The sequence below is a fragment of the Bacillus sp. Marseille-Q1617 genome (genome assembly GCF_903645295.1).
Taxonomy (GTDB): Bacteria; Bacillota; Bacilli; order Bacillales; family Bacillaceae_B; genus Rossellomorea.
Window position 1 is genome coordinate 1031587 of sequence record NZ_CAHJXM010000002.1, and the last position, 18542, is coordinate 1050128.

At 45.0% G+C, this 18542-nt stretch carries 22 protein-coding genes; 13 read left to right on the forward strand and 9 right to left on the reverse strand.

All coding sequences use genetic code 11. From position 1 onward, the window contains the following. Positions 1 to 225: 225 nt before the first annotated feature. The 6 genes from HWX64_RS16555 (at position 226) to menC (ending at position 7680) form a co-directional block, all read left to right on the forward strand. Positions 226 to 1635, forward strand: a complete 1410-nt coding sequence (locus HWX64_RS16555; RefSeq protein ID WP_254871178.1) for an isochorismate synthase MenF — start codon at positions 226 to 228, stop codon at positions 1633 to 1635. Next, positions 1628 to 3367: a 2-succinyl-5-enolpyruvyl-6-hydroxy-3-cyclohexene-1-carboxylic-acid synthase gene (menD, locus tag HWX64_RS16560; protein WP_175990591.1), complete on the forward strand. Its 1740-nt coding sequence runs from the start codon at positions 1628 to 1630 to the stop codon at positions 3365 to 3367. Before HWX64_RS16555 ends, menD begins: the two co-directional genes overlap by 8 nt. Next, positions 3364 to 4188: a 2-succinyl-6-hydroxy-2,4-cyclohexadiene-1-carboxylate synthase gene (gene menH / locus HWX64_RS16565; protein ID WP_175990592.1), complete on the forward strand. Its 825-nt coding sequence runs from the start codon at positions 3364 to 3366 to the stop codon at positions 4186 to 4188. Before menD ends, menH begins: the two co-directional genes overlap by 4 nt. Before the next feature lies 1 nt (position 4189). Next, entirely contained in the window at positions 4190 to 5008 is an 819-nt protein-coding gene (gene menB, locus HWX64_RS16570; RefSeq protein WP_175990593.1) for a 1,4-dihydroxy-2-naphthoyl-CoA synthase, read from the forward strand. A gap of 85 nt (positions 5009 to 5093) precedes the next feature. Continuing rightward, positions 5094 to 6584, forward strand: coding sequence for an o-succinylbenzoate--CoA ligase (locus HWX64_RS16575; protein WP_175990594.1), 1491 nt, complete (start codon positions 5094 to 5096; stop codon positions 6582 to 6584). Beyond that, entirely contained in the window at positions 6574 to 7680 is a 1107-nt protein-coding gene (gene menC / locus HWX64_RS16580; protein ID WP_175990595.1) for an o-succinylbenzoate synthase, read from the forward strand. Before HWX64_RS16575 ends, menC begins: the two co-directional genes overlap by 11 nt. Positions 7681 to 7802: 122 nt before the next feature. Here the strand turns inward: menC and HWX64_RS16585 are convergent, their stop codons facing one another. The 4 genes from HWX64_RS16585 to yidD form a co-directional block, all read right to left on the reverse strand. Beyond that, positions 7803 to 8831, reverse strand: a complete 1029-nt coding sequence (locus HWX64_RS16585; RefSeq protein WP_175990596.1) for a cytochrome d ubiquinol oxidase subunit II — start codon at positions 8829 to 8831, stop codon at positions 7803 to 7805. 19 nt (positions 8832 to 8850) lie between these two features. Next, a complete protein-coding gene (locus HWX64_RS16590) occupies positions 8851 to 10203 on the reverse strand; it encodes a cytochrome ubiquinol oxidase subunit I (protein ID WP_175990597.1) in 1353 nt (450 codons plus the stop codon). Between the two features lie 133 nt (positions 10204 to 10336). Then, the gene (locus tag HWX64_RS16595; protein ID WP_368495593.1) at positions 10337 to 11314 is read right to left on the reverse strand and encodes a metal ABC transporter solute-binding protein, Zn/Mn family; all 978 of its coding nucleotides are present in this window, start codon (positions 11312 to 11314) and stop codon (positions 10337 to 10339) included. A 172-nt stretch (positions 11315 to 11486) separates the two neighbouring features. Continuing rightward, a complete protein-coding gene (gene yidD, locus HWX64_RS16600) occupies positions 11487 to 11732 on the reverse strand; it encodes a membrane protein insertion efficiency factor YidD (RefSeq protein ID WP_175990775.1) in 246 nt (81 codons plus the stop codon). Here yidD and HWX64_RS22130 point away from each other — a divergent pair. Together HWX64_RS22130 and HWX64_RS16605 are read left to right on the forward strand one after the other, a co-directional pair. Then, positions 11681 to 11815, forward strand: a complete 135-nt coding sequence (locus tag HWX64_RS22130) for a hypothetical protein (protein ID WP_303049492.1) — start codon at positions 11681 to 11683, stop codon at positions 11813 to 11815. The genes yidD and HWX64_RS22130 overlap by 52 nt on opposite strands. 144 nt (positions 11816 to 11959) lie before the next feature. Further along, positions 11960 to 12433, forward strand: a complete 474-nt coding sequence (locus HWX64_RS16605; protein WP_175990598.1) for an S-ribosylhomocysteine lyase — start codon at positions 11960 to 11962, stop codon at positions 12431 to 12433. A gap of 41 nt (positions 12434 to 12474) precedes the next feature. On the opposite strand, the gene ytzI is transcribed toward HWX64_RS16605, so the two are convergent. Further along, a complete protein-coding gene (gene ytzI, locus HWX64_RS16610) occupies positions 12475 to 12660 on the reverse strand; it encodes a YtzI protein (RefSeq protein WP_254871179.1) in 186 nt (61 codons plus the stop codon). Positions 12661 to 12840: 180 nt separating this feature from the next. Here ytzI and HWX64_RS16615 point away from each other — a divergent pair, with 180 nt between their 5' ends. Then, complete coding sequence (locus HWX64_RS16615; RefSeq protein ID WP_175990599.1) at positions 12841 to 13023, forward strand: polyribonucleotide nucleotidyltransferase; 183 nt, start codon at positions 12841 to 12843, stop codon at positions 13021 to 13023. A 57-nt stretch (positions 13024 to 13080) separates the two neighbouring features. On the opposite strand, the gene HWX64_RS16620 is transcribed toward HWX64_RS16615, so the two are convergent. Continuing rightward, positions 13081 to 13326: a DUF6154 family protein gene (locus HWX64_RS16620; RefSeq protein WP_032087259.1), complete on the reverse strand. Its 246-nt coding sequence runs from the start codon at positions 13324 to 13326 to the stop codon at positions 13081 to 13083. A gap of 306 nt (positions 13327 to 13632) precedes the next feature. On the opposite strand from HWX64_RS16620, the gene HWX64_RS16625 reads away from it, so the two are divergent. Both HWX64_RS16625 and ytkD read left to right on the forward strand, forming a co-directional pair. Continuing rightward, positions 13633 to 13956, forward strand: a complete 324-nt coding sequence (locus HWX64_RS16625; RefSeq protein WP_175990600.1) for a hydrolase — start codon at positions 13633 to 13635, stop codon at positions 13954 to 13956. An 84-nt stretch (positions 13957 to 14040) separates the two neighbouring features. Continuing rightward, on the forward strand, positions 14041 to 14505 hold the full coding sequence (ytkD, locus tag HWX64_RS16630; protein ID WP_175990601.1) for an RNA deprotection pyrophosphohydrolase: 465 nt from the start codon (positions 14041 to 14043) through the stop codon (positions 14503 to 14505). On the opposite strand, the gene HWX64_RS16635 is transcribed toward ytkD, so the two are convergent. The 3 genes from HWX64_RS16635 to HWX64_RS16645 all read right to left on the reverse strand — a co-directional run bounded on the left by HWX64_RS16635 (position 14495) and on the right by HWX64_RS16645 (position 17250). Then, entirely contained in the window at positions 14495 to 15295 is an 801-nt protein-coding gene (locus tag HWX64_RS16635) for an ABC transporter permease (RefSeq protein ID WP_254871181.1), read from the reverse strand. The two genes, ytkD and HWX64_RS16635, sit on opposite strands and share 11 nt — an antisense overlap. Next, positions 15276 to 16052 carry an ABC transporter ATP-binding protein gene (locus HWX64_RS16640; RefSeq protein WP_175990603.1) on the reverse strand — a complete coding sequence of 259 codons (777 nt, stop codon included), beginning with the start codon at positions 16050 to 16052 and terminating at the stop codon, positions 15276 to 15278. The genes HWX64_RS16635 and HWX64_RS16640 overlap by 20 nt, the downstream gene beginning before the upstream one ends. A gap of 196 nt (positions 16053 to 16248) precedes the next feature. Continuing rightward, on the reverse strand, positions 16249 to 17250 hold the full coding sequence (locus HWX64_RS16645) for an ABC transporter substrate-binding protein (protein WP_175990604.1): 1002 nt from the start codon (positions 17248 to 17250) through the stop codon (positions 16249 to 16251). A 190-nt stretch (positions 17251 to 17440) separates the two neighbouring features. Here HWX64_RS16645 and HWX64_RS16650 point away from each other — a divergent pair, with 190 nt between their 5' ends. Beyond that, positions 17441 to 18226 carry a S9 family peptidase gene (locus tag HWX64_RS16650; protein WP_175990605.1) on the forward strand — a complete coding sequence of 262 codons (786 nt, stop codon included), beginning with the start codon at positions 17441 to 17443 and terminating at the stop codon, positions 18224 to 18226. A gap of 12 nt (positions 18227 to 18238) precedes the next feature. Continuing rightward, positions 18239 to 18481 (forward strand): DUF2584 domain-containing protein, encoded by a 243-nt coding sequence (locus HWX64_RS16655; RefSeq protein ID WP_175990777.1) that lies wholly within the window; start codon positions 18239 to 18241, stop codon positions 18479 to 18481. Positions 18482 to 18542: the final 61 nt, after the last annotated feature.

The window sequence follows — 18542 nt, forward strand, 5'->3', positions numbered from 1 at the left end:
TATACCTTTAACAAGTGAGCTTCTATCCTGAAGCAAAATTAGTGTTTTCCATTATTTGAGCACTTTTACAACCCTTTAGGTTTCTCAAATACGGAAAAAGGGTTTATTATATATAATAAGGATAAAATTGTTTGATTGTCATTCACATCGTTGACACACCTTACAGTGAGGTGTATCTTATAATAAGTTTTGAATCATGTACGTGATTGTTTGGGGGAATTCAGGTTGGTTACCATCCATAAAACCAATATTGAAAAAGCATATGATACAGCCATGGAAAAGGCTAAACAATATCAACACCCCGTCCTTTTCAGCATCGTGGAGAAAATCGACTCTGTCGACCCGCTTTCCTTTTATAATGAGGGGAACTCATTATTTAAGGGAACGCGTTTTTTATGGAAGGACAGGGATCATACGATTACACTCGCAGGGCTGGGTTCTGCATACACAATCTCTACACAAGATGAGAGAGATCAATTCTTTGCGGTTGAGAAAGAGTGGAAGCGCTTTATCGACGAGGGTGTCATTCTTTCTCCTGAGAATTGGATCGGTACGGGACCACTGTTATTCGGGGGCTTCCGATTCGATCCGCTTAATCAAAGAGGCTCGGAATGGGAAGACTTTGAGAACGGTACTCTTCAGGTTCCATCCTTCATGCTGACAAAATCAAAGGAAGCGGATTATCTGACGTTGAATATGTTATGCAGTCCGGGGGATGACGAAGAGCCGTTAAATGAGATGATCCGTTTTAAAGACGAAATCATCAGGAAGTCCAAGTACCCTTCCGTTCCTGAAGAATCAGCCGTGAACGTTGTTGAGGATTACAATCCTGAAGAGTGGAAGAAGTCCGTTCAGAATGTCGTGGAAGAACTTAAGGAAGGCGGGATGGAGAAGGTGGTTCTTGCACGTAAATGCCAAGTTACCTTTGATGCCCCGATCACTTCTGACTTTGTGCTGGACAACCTTTGGAAGCAGCAGCCTGACAGCTTCATATTCAGTTTCGAACAGAACAAGAGCTGCTTTATAGGGGCTACTCCTGAGCGACTGGTCAAAAAGACCGGCGAAGAAGTGCTGTCCACTTGTTTAGCCGGCTCCATTGCAAGGGGACGCACGCTCGAGGAGGATGAGAAGCTTGGTGAAGAGCTTCTGAATGATGAGAAGAATCGGTATGAGCATCACTTGGTTGTCGAGACCATTCAACAGGCACTTGAGCCGTTCTGTAATGAACTTTCCCTGCCGGAAAAGCCGGGTTTAATGAAGATGAAAGATATTCAGCATCTATATACCCCTGTTGTCGGACGGTCTGCCGAGCAGACTTCCCTGCTCAATATGATTGAAAAACTTCATCCCACACCTGCATTGGGCGGTGTCCCGAGAGACAAGGCACTTTCTGTCATCCGTCAGGAAGAGAAGATGGACAGAGGGTTATATGCGGGGCCTGTAGGATGGATGGATGCATACGGTAACGGGGAGTTTGCTGTAGCGATCCGCTCGGGTCTCCTTCATGAAGAGGGATCATATTTATATGCTGGCTGTGGAATTGTAGCGGACTCAGATCCTGAAAGTGAATTCAAAGAAACACAAATGAAATTTCGACCGATGCTCAGGGCATTAGGGGGAACCATCCATGGATGAACATCAACAGCGCTTGACAAGTTATTTAGCAGCATTTATCGATGAATTAGTCGGAAATGGAGTAGACGAGGTGGTCATCAGTCCGGGATCCCGTTCTACTCCTTTGGCGTTATTATTCGCGCATCACCCAGGCGTGAAGACGTATATCAACGTAGATGAACGTTCTGCTGCTTTCTTTGGACTCGGGATCGCAAAGGCTAAGAAGAAGCCTGTTGCGATTCTTTGTACGTCTGGAACGGCAGCAGCCAATTATTATCCGGCCGTGATTGAAGCGCGTTACGCTAAGGTCCCGCTGATTGTGCTGACAGCCGACCGGCCGCATGAGCTGCGTGAAGTCGGAGCTCCTCAGGCGATCAACCAGCTGGACCTTTACGGGAAACACGTGAAGTGGAGTGTAGATATGGCCCTGCCGGAATCTTCGCCTGGCATCTTGAAATATGCAAAATCATCCGCTGCAAGAGGAGTGAGCCTGTCACTCTCAGCTCCGTCAGGTCCGATCCATTTCAACTTCCCTATCAGGGAACCATTGATCCCTGACTTAGATGAAGCAGAGTTTACTAAAGGCAGTCGCAGAGAGAAGCGTGTAATCGGCGGTGTCCGGGGATTATCTCCTGAAACGCGCAATGACTTGCTTCCTCTTCTTAAGGAAAAACAAAAGGGACTGATTATTTGCGGTCCTGGACTGCCTGCGTCTGCAATCGAGTCGATTATGGAGTTTGCCGAACATTACGGGTTTCCAGTCGTCGCAGATCCTCTCTCGGGAGTTAGGAGCGGAGTACATTCCAAGGAAAATGTAATCGAAACGTATGATGCTTTTCTGAAAACGAAAGAGGTAAGCGATGATCTGCTCCCGGATTTGATTATTCGCTTCGGAGCCATGCCAGTCTCAAAACCTCTGACCCTTTTCTTAAAGGGGCTGCCTGATGTTCCATATTGGGTTGTCAGCAGCGGAGAGGAATGGCAGGACCCGATCGCCAAAGCTACTGAATTCATTTATTGTGATGAAAGATTGTTCTGTATGGACCTGAAGACCGGTGCTGGAACCAAGGATGCCGGTTGGCTGCATGAGTGGAAATCGGTAAATGATCTTTCGAGACATATCCTTCAGACAGGCCGTCAGCCTTGGAATGAGGGGAAAGCTGTCAAACAATTGATTGAACAGCTGCCGGACGGGGCAGCGGTTTTTGCCAGCAACTCGATGCCGATACGTGATATAGATACGTTCTTCTTCAATAGTGACCGCGAGATTTCCGTACATGCCAATCGCGGAGCCAATGGTATCGATGGTGTCGTTTCGACTGCCCTCGGGATGAGCACGGGAAATACCCCTTTGTATCTCCTGATCGGGGACCTTGCTTTTTTCCATGATCTGAACGGTCTTCTTGTCGCAAAGAAATATGGGTTGGATATCACTATTGTGGTGATGAATAACAACGGGGGAGGAATCTTTTCCTTCCTGCCGCAGGCAAGTGACGGCACCTACTTCGAGGAATTATTCGGCACCCCGATGGACCTTGACTTTTCTTCAGCGGCAGCCTTTTACGGCGCGCATTTTTCACTGGTGAAAGAAGAGGGGGAGTTTGGTGAAGCTCTTAAAAATGCTGAGCAGCATAAAGGAATCAAGATCATTGAAGTCCTGACAAACCGTGAAGAAAATGTAGCAATTCATCGTAAATTGTGGAATTTTGTTTCCCAGGAAATAGTGGCAAAGTTGAAGGGGAATGCCCCATGATTCTCCGGGTGAATGAGATCGATTATTTTGTAGATGTTAAGGGAGAAGGATTCCCGCTTGTATTCCTTCATGGATTCACCGGTGATAGCCGTACGTGGGATGACATAACCAGCCGGATTGGGAAAACACATCAATGTATTACCATCGATATCATTGGCCACGGGAAAAGTGAATGCCCTTTAGATGCAGAGAGGTATTCAATGGACGCAGTCTCAAGGGATATCAGTAACATATTGAATCAGCTGGATATAAAGAGAGCAGCCTTTATCGGTTACTCAATGGGAGGAAGGCTTGCTCTTCACTTTTCTAATCTCTACCCGGAATACGTCAGTGTGCTTATACTTGAAAGTGCTTCCCCCGGCTTGAAAACGGAAGAGGCTCAGAAAGAGAGACGGGAGAGAGATCTTGCTCTTGCGGATAAGATCATGCAAGAAGGAATGGAGTATTTCGTGAATTTCTGGGAAGAGATCCCCTTGTTCTCCACTCAGAAAAGGTTGCCTGGTGAGGTTCAAGAGACGATCCGCGTACAGCGGCTTCAGCAATCCCCTGTCGGACTTTCGAACAGCTTGAAGGGAATGGGGACCGGGGCGCAGCCATCCTGGTGGGATAGGCTGCATGAGCTTTCCTTTCCGGTGGTTTTGATGATAGGAGAGCTTGACCATAAGTTTGCTGCGATTGCCAAAGAGATGGAGAAGCATATTCCTGAAGTTGAAGTTATTACTTTTTTCGACACAGGTCATGCAATTCATGTGGAAGAACCTCGAAAGTTTGGTACAATAATAGAGGAAGTTTTATTCAATTACATAAAGGAGGATGTCTAACATGGCTTTTGAATGGGTTTCAGAAAGAAACTACGAAGAAATTTTATATGAAACATATAACGGTATCGCCAAAATCACGATTAACCGTCCGGAAGTTCGCAACGCTTTCACACCTAAAACGGTAATGGAACTGATCGATGCGTTTGCTTATGCACGTGATGATTCCAAAGTGGGCGTAATCGTCCTTGCTGGTGCAGGAGAAAAAGCATTCTGTTCCGGCGGTGACCAAAGTGTCCGCGGACACGGCGGTTACGTAGGTGAAGATGAAATTCCTCGTCTGAATGTACTGGACTTGCAGCGTTTGATCCGTGTCATCCCTAAACCGGTCATCGCGATGGTTTCCGGTTACGCAATTGGCGGCGGCCACGTCCTTCATGTCGTTTGTGATATTACTATCGCTGCTGATAACGCCATCTTCGGGCAGACAGGACCGAAAGTGGGAAGCTTCGATGCTGGATACGGTGCAGGATATCTTGCACGTATCGTAGGTCACAAGAAAGCAAAGGAAATCTGGTATCTATGCCGTCAGTACAATGCCCAGGAAGCTCTTGAAATGGGTCTTGTCAATACGGTGGTGCCATTGGATAAACTTGAAGAAGAAACGGTTCAGTGGGCTTCTGAGATGCTTGAGAAGAGCCCGACTGCACTTCGCTTCCTCAAAGCTGCATTCAACGCCGATACAGACGGTCTGGCTGGACTTCAGCAGCTTGCAGGAGACGCGACACTTCTTTATTACACAACTGAGGAAGCTAAAGAGGGTCGAGACTCGTTCAAGGAAAAACGCAAACCTGACTTCGGACAATTCCCTCGTTTCCCTTAATAGAGGGCAGCCTGATGGATCTCGACAGATTCATCAGGTTTTTTATATTTAGCGAAAATCATTCATGAATTGGAGAAGAGACGTTATGACATCCCAACAGCTGCCGAATTGGCTCAAACAAAGAACATATCTGACCCCCGACAGGGTCGCCTTGATAAGCGATCAACATGAGTATACGTTTAAAGACCTGTGGAACATGACGATCGAAACGGCAGGCAAGATACATAGTCATGTGAAGGGTTCTCAATCCGAATTCATCGGATTGATGATAAAAAACACAGTCGAATCGGTCACGGTCATTCATGCGGTTCAACAGCTCGGCTTGTCAGCCGTCCTCCTGAATCATCGATTAAGTCCGACTGAACTGGCATTTCAGATGGAAGATATGAAACTGCCGGCAGTCATTTTAGATGATGAGTTTGATGAAAAGCTTCAAAATCAGCATGTACAAAAAGTGAAGATTTCAGATTTACAGAAGGCGTCGCCGTCAACCTTTGAAATAAAGGATCATTTTCAGTTAGATCAAGTCTGTTCAGTCATGTACACTTCTGGTACGACTGGGGCACCAAAAGGGGTGCTTCAGACATACGGAAATCATTGGTGGAGTGCGATTGGTTCGTCATTGAATCTCGGTACAAGTGAAAATGATACCTGGCTGTGTTCGGTACCGCTCTTTCATATAAGCGGCTATTCGATTTTAATGAGAAGTGTCATTTATGGGATGAGCGTGCGGCTGTTTGACCATTTCGATGCAGTACGAATCAATAGAGAGCTGAAGAGCGGTTCCATCACTATTATGTCGGCAGTGAGTAATATGCTGCAGCGAATGCTGAAGGACCTGGGCGATGAACCGTACCATGGGAATTTTCGCTGTATGCTTCTTGGAGGGGGACCGGCGCCGCTTCCATTACTCGAAATCTGCAGAGACAAGGAAATACCTGTTTTTCAAACATATGGGATGACGGAAACGTCTTCTCAGATTGTGACCCTTTCCCCTGAATACAGCTTGTCAAAGCTTGGTTCAGCAGGAAAACCGCTGTTTCCTTCCGAACTGAGGATAAAGAAACAAACCGGACCTGCGTCAGCGTATGAAGAGGGGGAGATTTTAGTGAAGGGACCCAATGTGACAACGGGGTATTACATGCGTGAAGATGCGAACAGAAAAAGCTTTGAGGATGGGTGGCTTTCCACAGGTGATATCGGCTACGTGGACGATGAAGGCTTTTTATTCGTCTTGGACCGCCGTTCCGATTTAATCATTTCCGGTGGGGAAAATGTGTACCCGGCTGAGATTGAAAGTGTTCTTACTTCCCACCAAGAAATCGAAGACGTGGGGGTGGCAGGAATTACGAGCGATGAGTGGGGGCAGGTTCCTTGTGCTTTCATTGTAAAAGGCACCATGAGTCTCCTTAACGAGGAAGAAGTGCTTTCTTTCTGTAAAAAGAACCTTGCTTCCTACAAACAGCCGAAAAAGATCGTCTTTGTGGATGAAATCCCACGGAATGCCTCCAATAAGATTCTGAGACGAGTGCTGAGAGAGCGTTGGGAGCAGGGGGTGTACCGGGGTGAACATTAAGAAAATAAGACTGCACATGATATCGATGCCGTTGAAGAAGCCGTTTGTCACTCACTTGCAAAGAGTTGAATCACGGGAAGGGATCATAATTGAGGCCGAGGATCAAAACGGTGTGATCGGCTTAGGTGAGGCAGTGGCTTTTTCTACGCCATGGTATACGGAAGAGACGGTGAATACGTGCCATCACATGCTGAAAGATGTATTGATTCCATTGCTTGAACGCAGCCCGATTACCCACCCGAAAGAACTGAGTAAGCTGTTTGAGACTGTAAGAGGGAATGCAATGGCAAAAGCTTCACTGGAAATGGCGATCTGGGATTTATATGCGAGGCAGCAGGACAAGCCCCTTTGGAATGTGCTTGGAGGGACCCGTGAGAAAATACTGGCAGGTGCCGTCGTTGGAGGAGATTCGATTGACGGGATGATTGCACAGACTCATGAACTGGTCGATGCAGGGTATGAACGGATAAAAATCAAGATTTCGAAGGGGGCGGATATTGAAATTGTCCGTGCATTAAGAGAAAAATTTCCGCATCTTTCCCTTTTGGCAGATGCGAATTCTGCGTATGGTTTGGATGATGCCGAGCATTTGAAATCCCTTGATGAATTCCACTTGGAAATGATCGAACAGCCTCTCGGGATTGACGATCTGGTTGACCACTCCATTTTGCAAGAGAAGATCGGCACCCCTATCTGTCTGGATGAAAGTATCGTGAGTCCCCACGATATGAAAAGTGCCATCCATTTGAAGAGCTGCGGTGTCGTCAACATCAAGCTGGGCAGGGTCGGAGGTTACAATTCTGCACTTGAAATCTATCGACTTTGCCAGGAGAACGGGATCAGAGTGTGGTGCGGCGGCATGATTGAATTCGGTGTCTCCCGAGCTCATAATATCTGCCTTGCAAGCATTGAGGGATTCTCGATCCCAGGTGACATTTCTTCATCCTCGAAATATTGGGAGGAGGACATCATAGATGCTCCGATCACGGTGGAGAACGGAATGGTGCAGAGGATTGATAAGCCTGGTATTGGAGTAGGGCTGAATGAGAAGCGTCTGAAGGAAGTTTGTGAGTGTAGGGAAGAGTTTTTGTTGTAAACAGTGAAGGACATGAAATTCATCTGGGATTTCACGTCCTTTTATTTTTGCATTGTAAAAAAATGATAGACCTTTCTAGCTGTTGCATGGAAACCAACAGCGGCATTAAAAAGGAAGAAAGCTTAACTCTTTTTCTGTAAATACCGTTTGTCGTTCATGAACAGACTCCAGAAGTATACAAACCCCGGGAAAAGAATGATGAACCCGACAATATAAGTGATGAAAACCGCCCGGAATGAATTCGGATCTGTAAAACCAGACTGAATCGTCACTTCCGGATAAATGATATAAGGAAGATGAGCATTACCGTAGACATAGCTTGCCAATACATATTGAAACGTAACGGCCACCACTGCTACACGCGGCATTCCTTTCATCCCCTCTTTATTGGTGGGCAGGAACAGTGCTGCACCTGCAACTAAAAAGCCGAGCAGGGAAATCAGCAGGATCGTCAAGTCCTCCATCATACGTTCATAAATCCAGTTTGCTTCATTTTTCATTGTGACCATGATGAGAAAAGCCATCAAAACGGATATGGGACCGATGATCATCGCATCCCTTCTGTATACCTTATATGCCTCAAATTCCCTTGACGCTTTGGAGTAGTCCGCTAACAAAAGCGATGAAAGAAACAATGTACTCGCTACGGCAAACCCAAAGAACGCATATTCATGGGGACTGGTAAAAAGCTTGCCCAACAGCAGTGTCTGTCCGTCCTCAAAGTCAATATAAGGACCATGCGAAATCGGCAGAACGCTGATTAAAAGACCAGGTATCAATAGCCCCGTTATGCCGGTGATATAGGTCAGTGGTTTACGGTAATCATCTGCCACATGCGAAAAGACAAGAAAGGCGCTCCGGATCGCAAGCAGGAGGAGGATCAAACTCCCCGGCACCAAAAGGACGGTACCGAGAGAATAGGCCGCACCGGGGAATAAGCTGTATACCGCCACGACAAGGGCGACGATGAACGTGTTCGTCACTTCCCACGTCGGGGAGAGATAACGATTGGCGATATTGGTTGCTTTTGTTTTGTCGTGGTTGATATAAAGCATCGACCAGAAGCCCGCCCCGAAATCCATCGTAGCCATTACGGCATATATAAATACGAAACCCCATAGGATCGTAATTGCGATTAATACCTGAGTCATGAATGATCCCTCCTTCTTATTAAGTGGACAACGGAATTTCCTTGCTTTCAGCTTTATCAAGATCTTTTTGCGGCGGATTGCGTTTGAAGTAATAAAGTAATACAAGCACTACAGCCACTGCTAAAATGGCATACACAGTGACAAATAGTATAAACAGAACGGCAATGTTCCCTGTGGTCGTGACCGAATCCTCTGTACTTAAAATCCGGTAAATGGTCCAGGGCTGTCTGCCGGTACAGGCAAAAATCCAGCCGAACTCAATGGCCAGGATGGAAAGAGGTCCTCCAGCCACAAAGAGCCACATCATCCACTTCGGATAACGATCCTTCTTCAAGAGTTTCTTCCATACATAGGCAACCAGAGCAAGAAGAATCAACAATGAACCGATGGCGACCATTGCGTTGAACAGGGTATGAACGAAAAGCGGCGGCCAGTATTCCTCAGGAAAATCATTCAAGCCGATCACTTCGGTATCAAAGCTGTTCCCCGCAAGGAAGCTCAGTGCCCAAGGAATTTCGATTCCCCATTTCACTTCCTGTTCTTCCCGGTCCGTAAACCCTCCAATGGCAAGCGGGGCATGTGTCTGTGTTTCGAACAGCCCTTCTGCAGCTGCCAGCTTTTCAGGCTGATATTCGTGAAGCATCTGAGCGGATTCATGTCCATTGATCGCGGTGAAGAACGCGAAGACCCCTCCTACGAATAAACAAATCATCAGTGCTTTACCATGAAACTTATAGACTCTCGACCCGAATGGTGTGCGGAGCATTTTGAATGCAGCGACTGACGCAATCGTGAAAGATCCGACGACGTAAGCAGAAAGAGCGACATGCCCGGCCGTCACAAAGAAGCTTGGGTTGAAAAATGCTTTCCAAGGGTCGACATTCGTGATTTCACCGTCGACGATATTGAAGCCGGCCGGTGTCCCTTCAAATGCATGCACATTGGTGATCAAGACAGCCGATGCCAGTCCACCGATTGCCACAAGGATCAAACTGATGATCCGCATCCAAGGGGCAATCCGATTTGCCGCGTATACATAAATGGACATAAAAAGAGCTTCTATGAAGAAGGCATAAATTTCAATTTGAAAAGGCAGGGCCATCACTCGTCCAATGACCTCCATAAAACCGGGCCACAGCAGCGATAATTGCACGCCAGCAATCGTCCCTGTCGGAATACCTACTCCGAGAAGCACGGCGAATGCCTTCGTCCAGCGCTTCGCCATAACTGAATAATCCAAATCGTTTGTGCGTTGATACATAATTTCCGCTACAAGGATCATCAGCGGGATCCCGACTCCCAGCGTCGCAAAAATAATGTGAAACGCCATTGTCGTGCCGAATAAAGATCGGGCTAGTACTAATTCATCCATTTCCAATTCTCCCTTACCATGTCATTAGCTTTCCTTATTGTCCACATAATGGAAAATAATATGCATGTAAGTGAGCATTTGGATTATGTTGCAGAAAAAAGCACCACTCCAAAAATAGAGTGGTGCCAAATCATTACTGCAGAGCCTTTTTCAGTGTTTCAATATTCTTTCGCATCAGTGAAAAATAATCTTCATCCTCATCACGATCTTCTTCTGTCAAAACAGAGAGGTTATGAAGCTTGAGTGATTCAGCTCCCAGTTCCTTCTGAACGACTTCAGTCAAACGGGATGAAACATTTTGTTCAAATAAAATATACTGAATCTTATCTTCTTTTCCTTTTTCAATGATTTTCTTCAATTCCTGCTGAGAAGGTTCATCAGATGTATTCAATCCCGCAATGGCTTCCTGATGGAGACCGTATCGCTCTTCCCAGTAGCTGTATGCAGCGTGTGAAACATAGAACGTTTTCTTCGGTGCAGCCTCAGCCATCTTCATGAATTCGGCATCCAATGCATTAAGCTCACCGTTCAACTCCTTCAGATTCTTTTGAAAATCTTCTTTATGTTCGGGCATTTCCTTGGCTAACGTACTCGCAATGACTTCGGCCATTTGTTTGGAGTATTCAGGATTCAGCCAGATGTGGGGATCAGTGTCATGTTCATGCCCATGTTCATCCTCACCATGCGATTCTTCCTCGTGGCTGTCATCAGAATGTCCTTCTTCCTCATGCCCATGTTCCTCTCCTGAATGTTCCAAATCTATTTTCTCACTTGTGGGTACCACAGTAACATCTTCATTTTCCAATATGGTCTTAGACTTTTCGACAAATCCTTCGAGGCCCATCCCAACGTAAAAAAAGACATCTCCTTCGGCCATTTTGATCATATCTTTTTGGGAAGGTTCGAACGTGTGCTCATCAGCTCCTGGAGGATAAATGCTTTTGACTTCTACATGTTCTCCCCCGATTTTCTTAGTGAAATCCTCAAGCGGATAAACCGTTGTATAGACATCGAGTTTACCATCCTTTGCTCCCTTTTCATCAGGAGAAGTTCCGCACGCTGAGAGAAGTAAGACAATTAATAATAACAAGCTTTTGCGAATATAGTTCAAGAAGAAACCTCCTTTAAAATAATTAAAATGTAATGATTACGATTTAGCACAAAAGTTATTTTACTATCCTCCCACTCATTAAGCAAGACAAAAGTTTTATTCCCGTTTTTTATTTTTACCTAATCTTGAAAAGAAAGACGAAATAAATAAAAGACTACCTCCTTTTTCAGAGCTAGTCTTTGTGCTTTTTATTCCTGGAAGGCCATTCTTCCGGGACGTGATCAATTCCGCCGGGGTGGAAGGGGTGGCATTTAAGGATTCGTTTCATTGTGAGAAAGCTGCCGCGTATAGCGCCGAATCTTCCGACTGCCTTGATCCCGTAATGAGAGCAAGTGGGATAAAATCGGCAGGTAGGAGGTTTTATCGGTGATATCACGACTTGATAAAATCGGAACAGTAAAAGCAACGCGCGTTTCATCATTTGTACTCCCTGAGTGTTTTCTTCTACTATATCAAAGAAAGTATATCAAAGGAAAGAAGCCTGATTTTGGATTGAAATAAAAATGTAAAGAGGGTTGGAAGGCACGAATGACGAAGATTGAAGAAAGAAAATATCCATTCATATGGATAAAAACATATTAAGTTGATGAAATTACTATGGATTTAAGTTATACTAAGGATAGAAATGAATGGGAGTGATAATGGATGCCATCAGTAGAAAGCTTTGAATTAGATCATAATGCGGTAAAGGCACCGTATGTCAGACATTGTGGAGTTCATAAAGTAGGAAGCGACGGTCTTGTGAATAAATTCGATATCCGTTTTAGTCAACCGAACAAACAGGCGATGAAACCTGACTCCATTCATACACTGGAGCATTTACTTGCGTTTACCATCCGTAAATATGCAGAGCCATATGCTCACTTTGATATTATTGATATATCGCCGATGGGCTGCCAGACAGGTTATTATCTGGTTGTCAGCGGTGAGCCTGAAGTGGAGGAAATCATCGATCTATTGGAAGCGACCATGAAAGAAGCAGTCGAAATCGAAGAGATTCCTGCAGCAAACGAGAAGCAGTGCGGACAGGCTAAGCTTCATGATTTAGAGGGAGCAAAGAAATTAATGAGATACTGGCTGAGTCAGAGTAAAGAAGACTTGAAGCAGGTTTTTGCTTAACAATAAGAAAACCCACCAGAGCTGGTGGGTTTTTATGTTTATTATTCCTTTGGTTTCAATTCCGAGTCGGCTTTCTTTGCTTCCATATGCTTCAGGTGAGGATTATTTTCAATTGGATCGACGGTATGTTTAACTGTAGTATATGCTTTGGATGTCGTCAGGGCACTAACAAATATCACTAATATGCATACAGCGACAGCGATGATCATTAAAAGCGTTAATGACACAGTTCAACCCCCTTTTTCCTTATTTTATCATATACTAAATAAATGTCCTTCACTAAATCGTACAATTTGTTGAATAAAGTGTATGGTACAAAGGTCCTTTTATTGTTTCCGGAACCATTCTATTTCATCAGGTGAAATTTGGTATGATGAATAAAACAGGGGAGAGGAGGTGGGATTTCCATGAATGTATCCTCCATAATGGGAAAGCAGGTAGCAGAGCTTCAGCGGACGCTTAGTATGAATTTGCTTAAGAGCCAGATGTCCACCCAGGCTGCGCACGTCACGGTGATGCTTCAGGATATGCAGGAGGCAACTGCTGCACCGCATCCGAGCAAGGGACATAGTATTGATGTAATGGGGTAAGAAAAAAGCCTTAAACAATGATTGTTTAAGGCTTTTCATATTATGTTCCTTCCTGAATCAGTGAAGGCTTTTCCGTTCCAATCTTACTCGTTCTTCACTTTTGGACCATTTTTCTTTTAACGTTTCAAATATGTATAGTCGAAGGAAATACTCCAATTCTTCTGTTTCCATTTCCTGGATCAATTCAATGATTTCGTTCCTGGAAGTATCTTCTAAAATCGTAAGGGCAATGAGGTCTAAGTCTTCATCTGTACCTTTGATTCTGCCGCGGTACATTTCATAGATTTCTTCAATCAACTTCATGCACTTCACCTCCCTTTCATTAATTTTAACAGAATTAGGATTGAATACTCCACATTTTATTTTGTATTTACCCGAAATTCCACATCATAAGCCTATCGTCCGGAAAATCTAATCTTTTTCTTATTGATACTATACTAAAGAATAATGACTTTATTCTTTATACAGGGATTTTTTTAAAAAGATTTATGAATTCCGAGTAAGGTCTCGATGTCAGTGTGGCAAAGGTGAGCCTCCTCGTCAGGAAATGAATAGAATCGTACGAAATGAGGAAAAAGAAGGGTAAGAAAATTGAAGGGGTTGGAAAGCTTGGACGAACGTCATGATTATTACATCGAGGTAGCCACAGGTGAAATTTCAAGAAGCTCGACTGATTCTTCATGGAACTTTAAAATTTCGGCAACGGACGAAGAAATCACAAGATTGAGGGAGATTTTTGATTCAAGTCATTCGATCGACTGGCAGAATTTCTATCGTGCACATGTGCCATATATACAGTATCACTTTGACCGTGAGAATGATGCTTACGATGAAAATCTTCATAGGGTGTATGCCATGATCCATGAACTCGGTGATGAGGATGCAAGAAAACATATCGAGAGTATGGGGATTCTCGATCATCCAGCTCCATAATGGCAAATAAAGTGTTGGTTCCAAAGCTAAACTTGTGGACCAATGCTTTTTATTTGTGATTAGATTAGAGTGGGGGGATGACAAATGGAACAATTTATCGATGCCAATGGATTAAAAGTGGAACTTGCATTTCAACAACATTTTTTTGGACAGGAGTCCCATCATGTTTTGGTCATTTGCCGATACCGCGATAAATGGCTGTTAACACAGCATAAAAAGCGGGGACTTGAGTTTCCCGGCGGCAAGCGTGAAAAAGGGGAAACACTTGAAGAAGCGGCGATCCGGGAAACGTACGAAGAAACCGGGGGAGTGATCAAAGATCCCGTTTTTGTAGGGGAATACAAGGTCTTTGATCAAACACCATTTGTGAAGACCATATTCTTTGCGGAGGCTGACGAATTGGTAAGAAAAGAGGATTACCTGGAAACATACGGATGTAAGTTATGGGAAGGTGATCTGGCAGATATGCAGACACACCCCGAATTCAGTTTTATCATGAAAGACAAAGTGGTGGTATCGGCTCTGAAACACTTAAACCTTATGACTTGATCCACTTCTTTTCAAGTTGTTCTACAATCTTATACATAATCGTGGCAAATACAGCGATCACAAGCAGAGAGAGAAGCACAAGGGTGAAATTGAACACCTGGAACCCATAGATGATCATATATCCGAGTCCCTTTGCCGACACGAGGAATTCACCTACAATGACCCCCACCCAGGATAAACCGACGTTTACTTTCAACGTGGAGATGATCGTCGGGAAGGAAGCGGGAAGGATGACCTCTTTGAACATCTGGCCCCTTTTAGCTCCGAATGTCTTCATGACCTTCAAGTAGTTAGGATCCACCTCTTTAAAAGAGGTATATACGACGATGGTGGTGATGATGACGGAGATGACCGTTCCCATCGCGATGATCGAAGTGAAGCCCGGGCCAAGTCCGACGATCAGAATCGGACCAAGGGCCACTTTCGGCATTGCGTTCATGATGACAAGGTACGGATCCAGTACTCTTGACAGGAAAGGTGACCACCAAAGGAGTGCAGCTAACAGTGTTCCGAGCAGTGTACCTAGGATAAAACCGAGAATTGTCTCTCCCAGTGTCACTGATAAATTGGCAAGGAGGCTCCCATCTGCTGCTTTATCCAAGAAAAGTGCCCAAATCTTTGAAGGCGAGCTGAAGATTAACGGATCGACCCAGCTGTTTCGGCTCGATATTTCCCACATGCTGAAGAAAACAAGGAAGATGAGAGACTGATAGAACCATACCCAGCGCTGTTCTTTTTTCAGGGATTGAATGTATTCGGCATGCTTCTGTTTAAGGGTTTCCTGATTCAAGGTTCTCAAGCTCCTTCCATATCGTTTGAAAATAAGGGGGATATGCCTCATGGTTCCTCACGGTCAACGGCGTTAGTTCCCTTAACTCCCGTGGAACCTCAAACACCCTGTGTACCCTGCCCGGCTTTGAGGCGAACAGAATGATCCGGTCACTCATCGCAATCGCTTCACCGATATCATGGGTGACGAGCAAGGCGGTTTTATTCAGAGACTTCAAGGTGGTAAAGATAAGATCTTCGAGCTTTAATTTCGTTTGATAATCGAGTGCTGAAAACGGCTCATCCAAAAGCAGGATTTTCGGTTCCGTAATCAATGTACGAATCAGGGCGACCCGCTGCCGCATCCCGCCCGAAAGCTCTCTTGGATACGAAGATGCCACCCCGGAGAGGCCGAGTTTCTCCAGTAATTCATACGCTTCACGCTTCTTCTCTTTTGTTAAGCTCTCCATGATCTTCAACCCTATGAAGATATTCTCCTCAATCGTTTTCCATGGAAACAAATAATCTTGCTGAAGCATATATCCCATCTGATTTTTTTCGGAATTGACTGGTTTGCCGTGCAGGAGAACCTTTCCTTCTGTCGGCTTGATGAGTCCTGCGATGATTGAAAGAAGAGTAGTTTTCCCGCATCCGCTCGGTCCGATAAAAGAGATGAACTCTCCTTCATTCACATCGAATGAAATGTTAGATAAGGCATTGGTGGCCGTTTTAGGGGAAAAATAAGTGTGATGAATCGTGTCAAGGGACAGAAAATTCACGGTAACGCGCCTCCAGTCTTTTATTATTGAAGGGCTGACGTGGCGTCAGCCCTGTTTGGTGATGGTAAGGTTTGAACGGCTGGGTACCAGGTGGTGCCAGGCACAGATCGGGGTATTTGTACCTGGTACAAAATCAGCGAATTGTACCAGGTACAATCTCATCAATCGGTTCACCGGTTACTCAACTCTGATCATCCTATTCACTCACTTTCTCAGCAACCGATGTGTTCACGAGTGTCTCATGGTCTACTTGCTCCGGCAGTTCTCCCGCTTCCTCCATGATACTTTGCAGATTATCCCATTCTGCTGAATCCAGAATCGGATCTGTTGCGAAGGAGCCTTGTGATTTATAGCGGTCCACCACGGTTACGATGATGTCTAATTCAGTATCCTCGAAATACGGTTCGATGACTTCGGCGATTTCTTCAGGGGAGCTTTCTTGCACCCACTTCTGGGCTTTGTGAAGAGCCTTTGTGAACTTTTCGATGTCATCTTGGTTCTCTTTTATATAACTGTCCTTTGCCATGAAGGTAGTGTAAGGGACATGGCCGGATTCTGTACCGAAGGAAGCGACGATATGTCCTTTCCCTTCTTTTTCAAAAATCGATGCAGTTGGTTCGAACAGCTGCACATAATCACCTGTTCCTGATGCAAAGGCGTTGGCGATGTTGGCGAAATCGATATTCTGGATCAGGTTCAGATCATTATGGGGATCGATTCCGTGCTGTTTAAGCACAAATTCTCCGACCATCTGTGGCATGCCGCCTTTACGCTGACCCAGGAAAGTGGAGCCTTTCAGCTGGTCCCATTCAAAGTTTTCCACTTTTTCACGCGATACCAGGAAGGTACCGTCTGTTTGTGTGAGCTGGGCAAAGTTGATGACGGGATCATCGGACCCTTGCGCATGGACGTAAATGGATGTTTCAGAACCGACAAGCGCGATATCTGCCCCATCGGATAGTAAAGTGGTCATCGTCTTATCCCCGCCCCATGTGGTGGTGAGTTCAATATCGAGGCCTTCCTCTTTAAAAAAGCCTTTTTCAATTGCAACATATTGGGGAGCATAGAAGATGGAACGGGTAACTTCTGCCACGCGTACTTTTTCCAGCTCATTCTTTTCGCTTCCGCATGCTGTCAAGCCGATGGTGAGTACTGTGGTCAAGAGAAGGGTGAAGACGATTCGACTCCATTTTTTCATAAATATTTTCCTCCTTTGAATGAAACAAAAGCCTATACTAATACCCTCTAAACGGTTTTACATCATCATAGAGGGGTAGGATGCTCCTATAGAGAACCATGACAAGTTGAATATGAGATTTGATAAAATAGTTTATGTGACGTGTAAAAAATGTGTGAATACCCAGAGTGATTTTTGAAAGGAAGAGAGTATGATAAACGGAACAATTGTGAAAAAGACGTTATTTCCATCCCCGAACCCGCATGTCGAGCTCTATGAAATCGTCTATTTGTCAGGAGGTCTGCGAGTGAAAGGGCTGCTTGCACAGCCGGTACAAGAAGGAGAGTATGATGGCTTTCTGTATTTAAGAGGCGGAATTAAAGGAGTGGGGATGGTGCGTCCCGCCCGGATTGCCCAATTTGCCCAGCAAGGATTTATCGTGTTCGCGCCATTTTACCGCGGGAACCGTGGCGGGGAAGGGAATGAAGATTTTGCGGGGGATGACCGTGAAGATGCCTTGTCCGCATATCAGCTGCTCAAACAATACAAACGCGTACATAACCAGCGGATCCATGTCTTCGGTTTTTCCAGGGGAGGGGTCATGGCACTCTTCACCGGCATTGAAAGGAAAGACGTCACTTCCATCGTCACTTGGGGAGGGGTATCCGATATGTTCCTGACCTATGAAGAGCGGAAAGACCTTCGCAGGATGATGAAGAGGGTGATCGGCGGCAGTCCGAATAAATATCCTGAACGCTATGAGTGGCGGACCCCGCTGTATGAAATTGAAGGAATCTCAGCTCCTGTCCTGATCATTCACGGAAAAAAAGATCACAACGTTTCGATCGATCATGCATATAGATTAGAAAAAAGGCTGAAAGAGGCCGGGAAATCCGTTGAGTCATATTATTTTTCAGATTTCACGCATTATTTTCCCCCGCTGAAAAACCGTGAAATTGTCTCTATGCTTTGTGGTTGGATGAAAAAACAGAAGTAAAGGGGAATGACCATGGGAATGGGGCTCGAGCTTAATACCACGCTTGTCACGAAAGGGAAAGAGGTCAGAAAGGAAGACAATCTTTTTCAATTGCAAAAAGACGGTTACCGCTTATATCCGATGCACACTCCAATCGAAATTCGGACGACAAAGAAAAGCCATTCAAGGGGATATGCACGTATAGAAAAGATACAATGGCATGAAGGAAGGACAACGATTTCTTACAAACTGATATCGCTGAATAGGACCAATTAAGAGCCTGGTTATCAGGTTCTTTTTTATTTGCTGATAAATACAGGGATTAATTCTCATACTA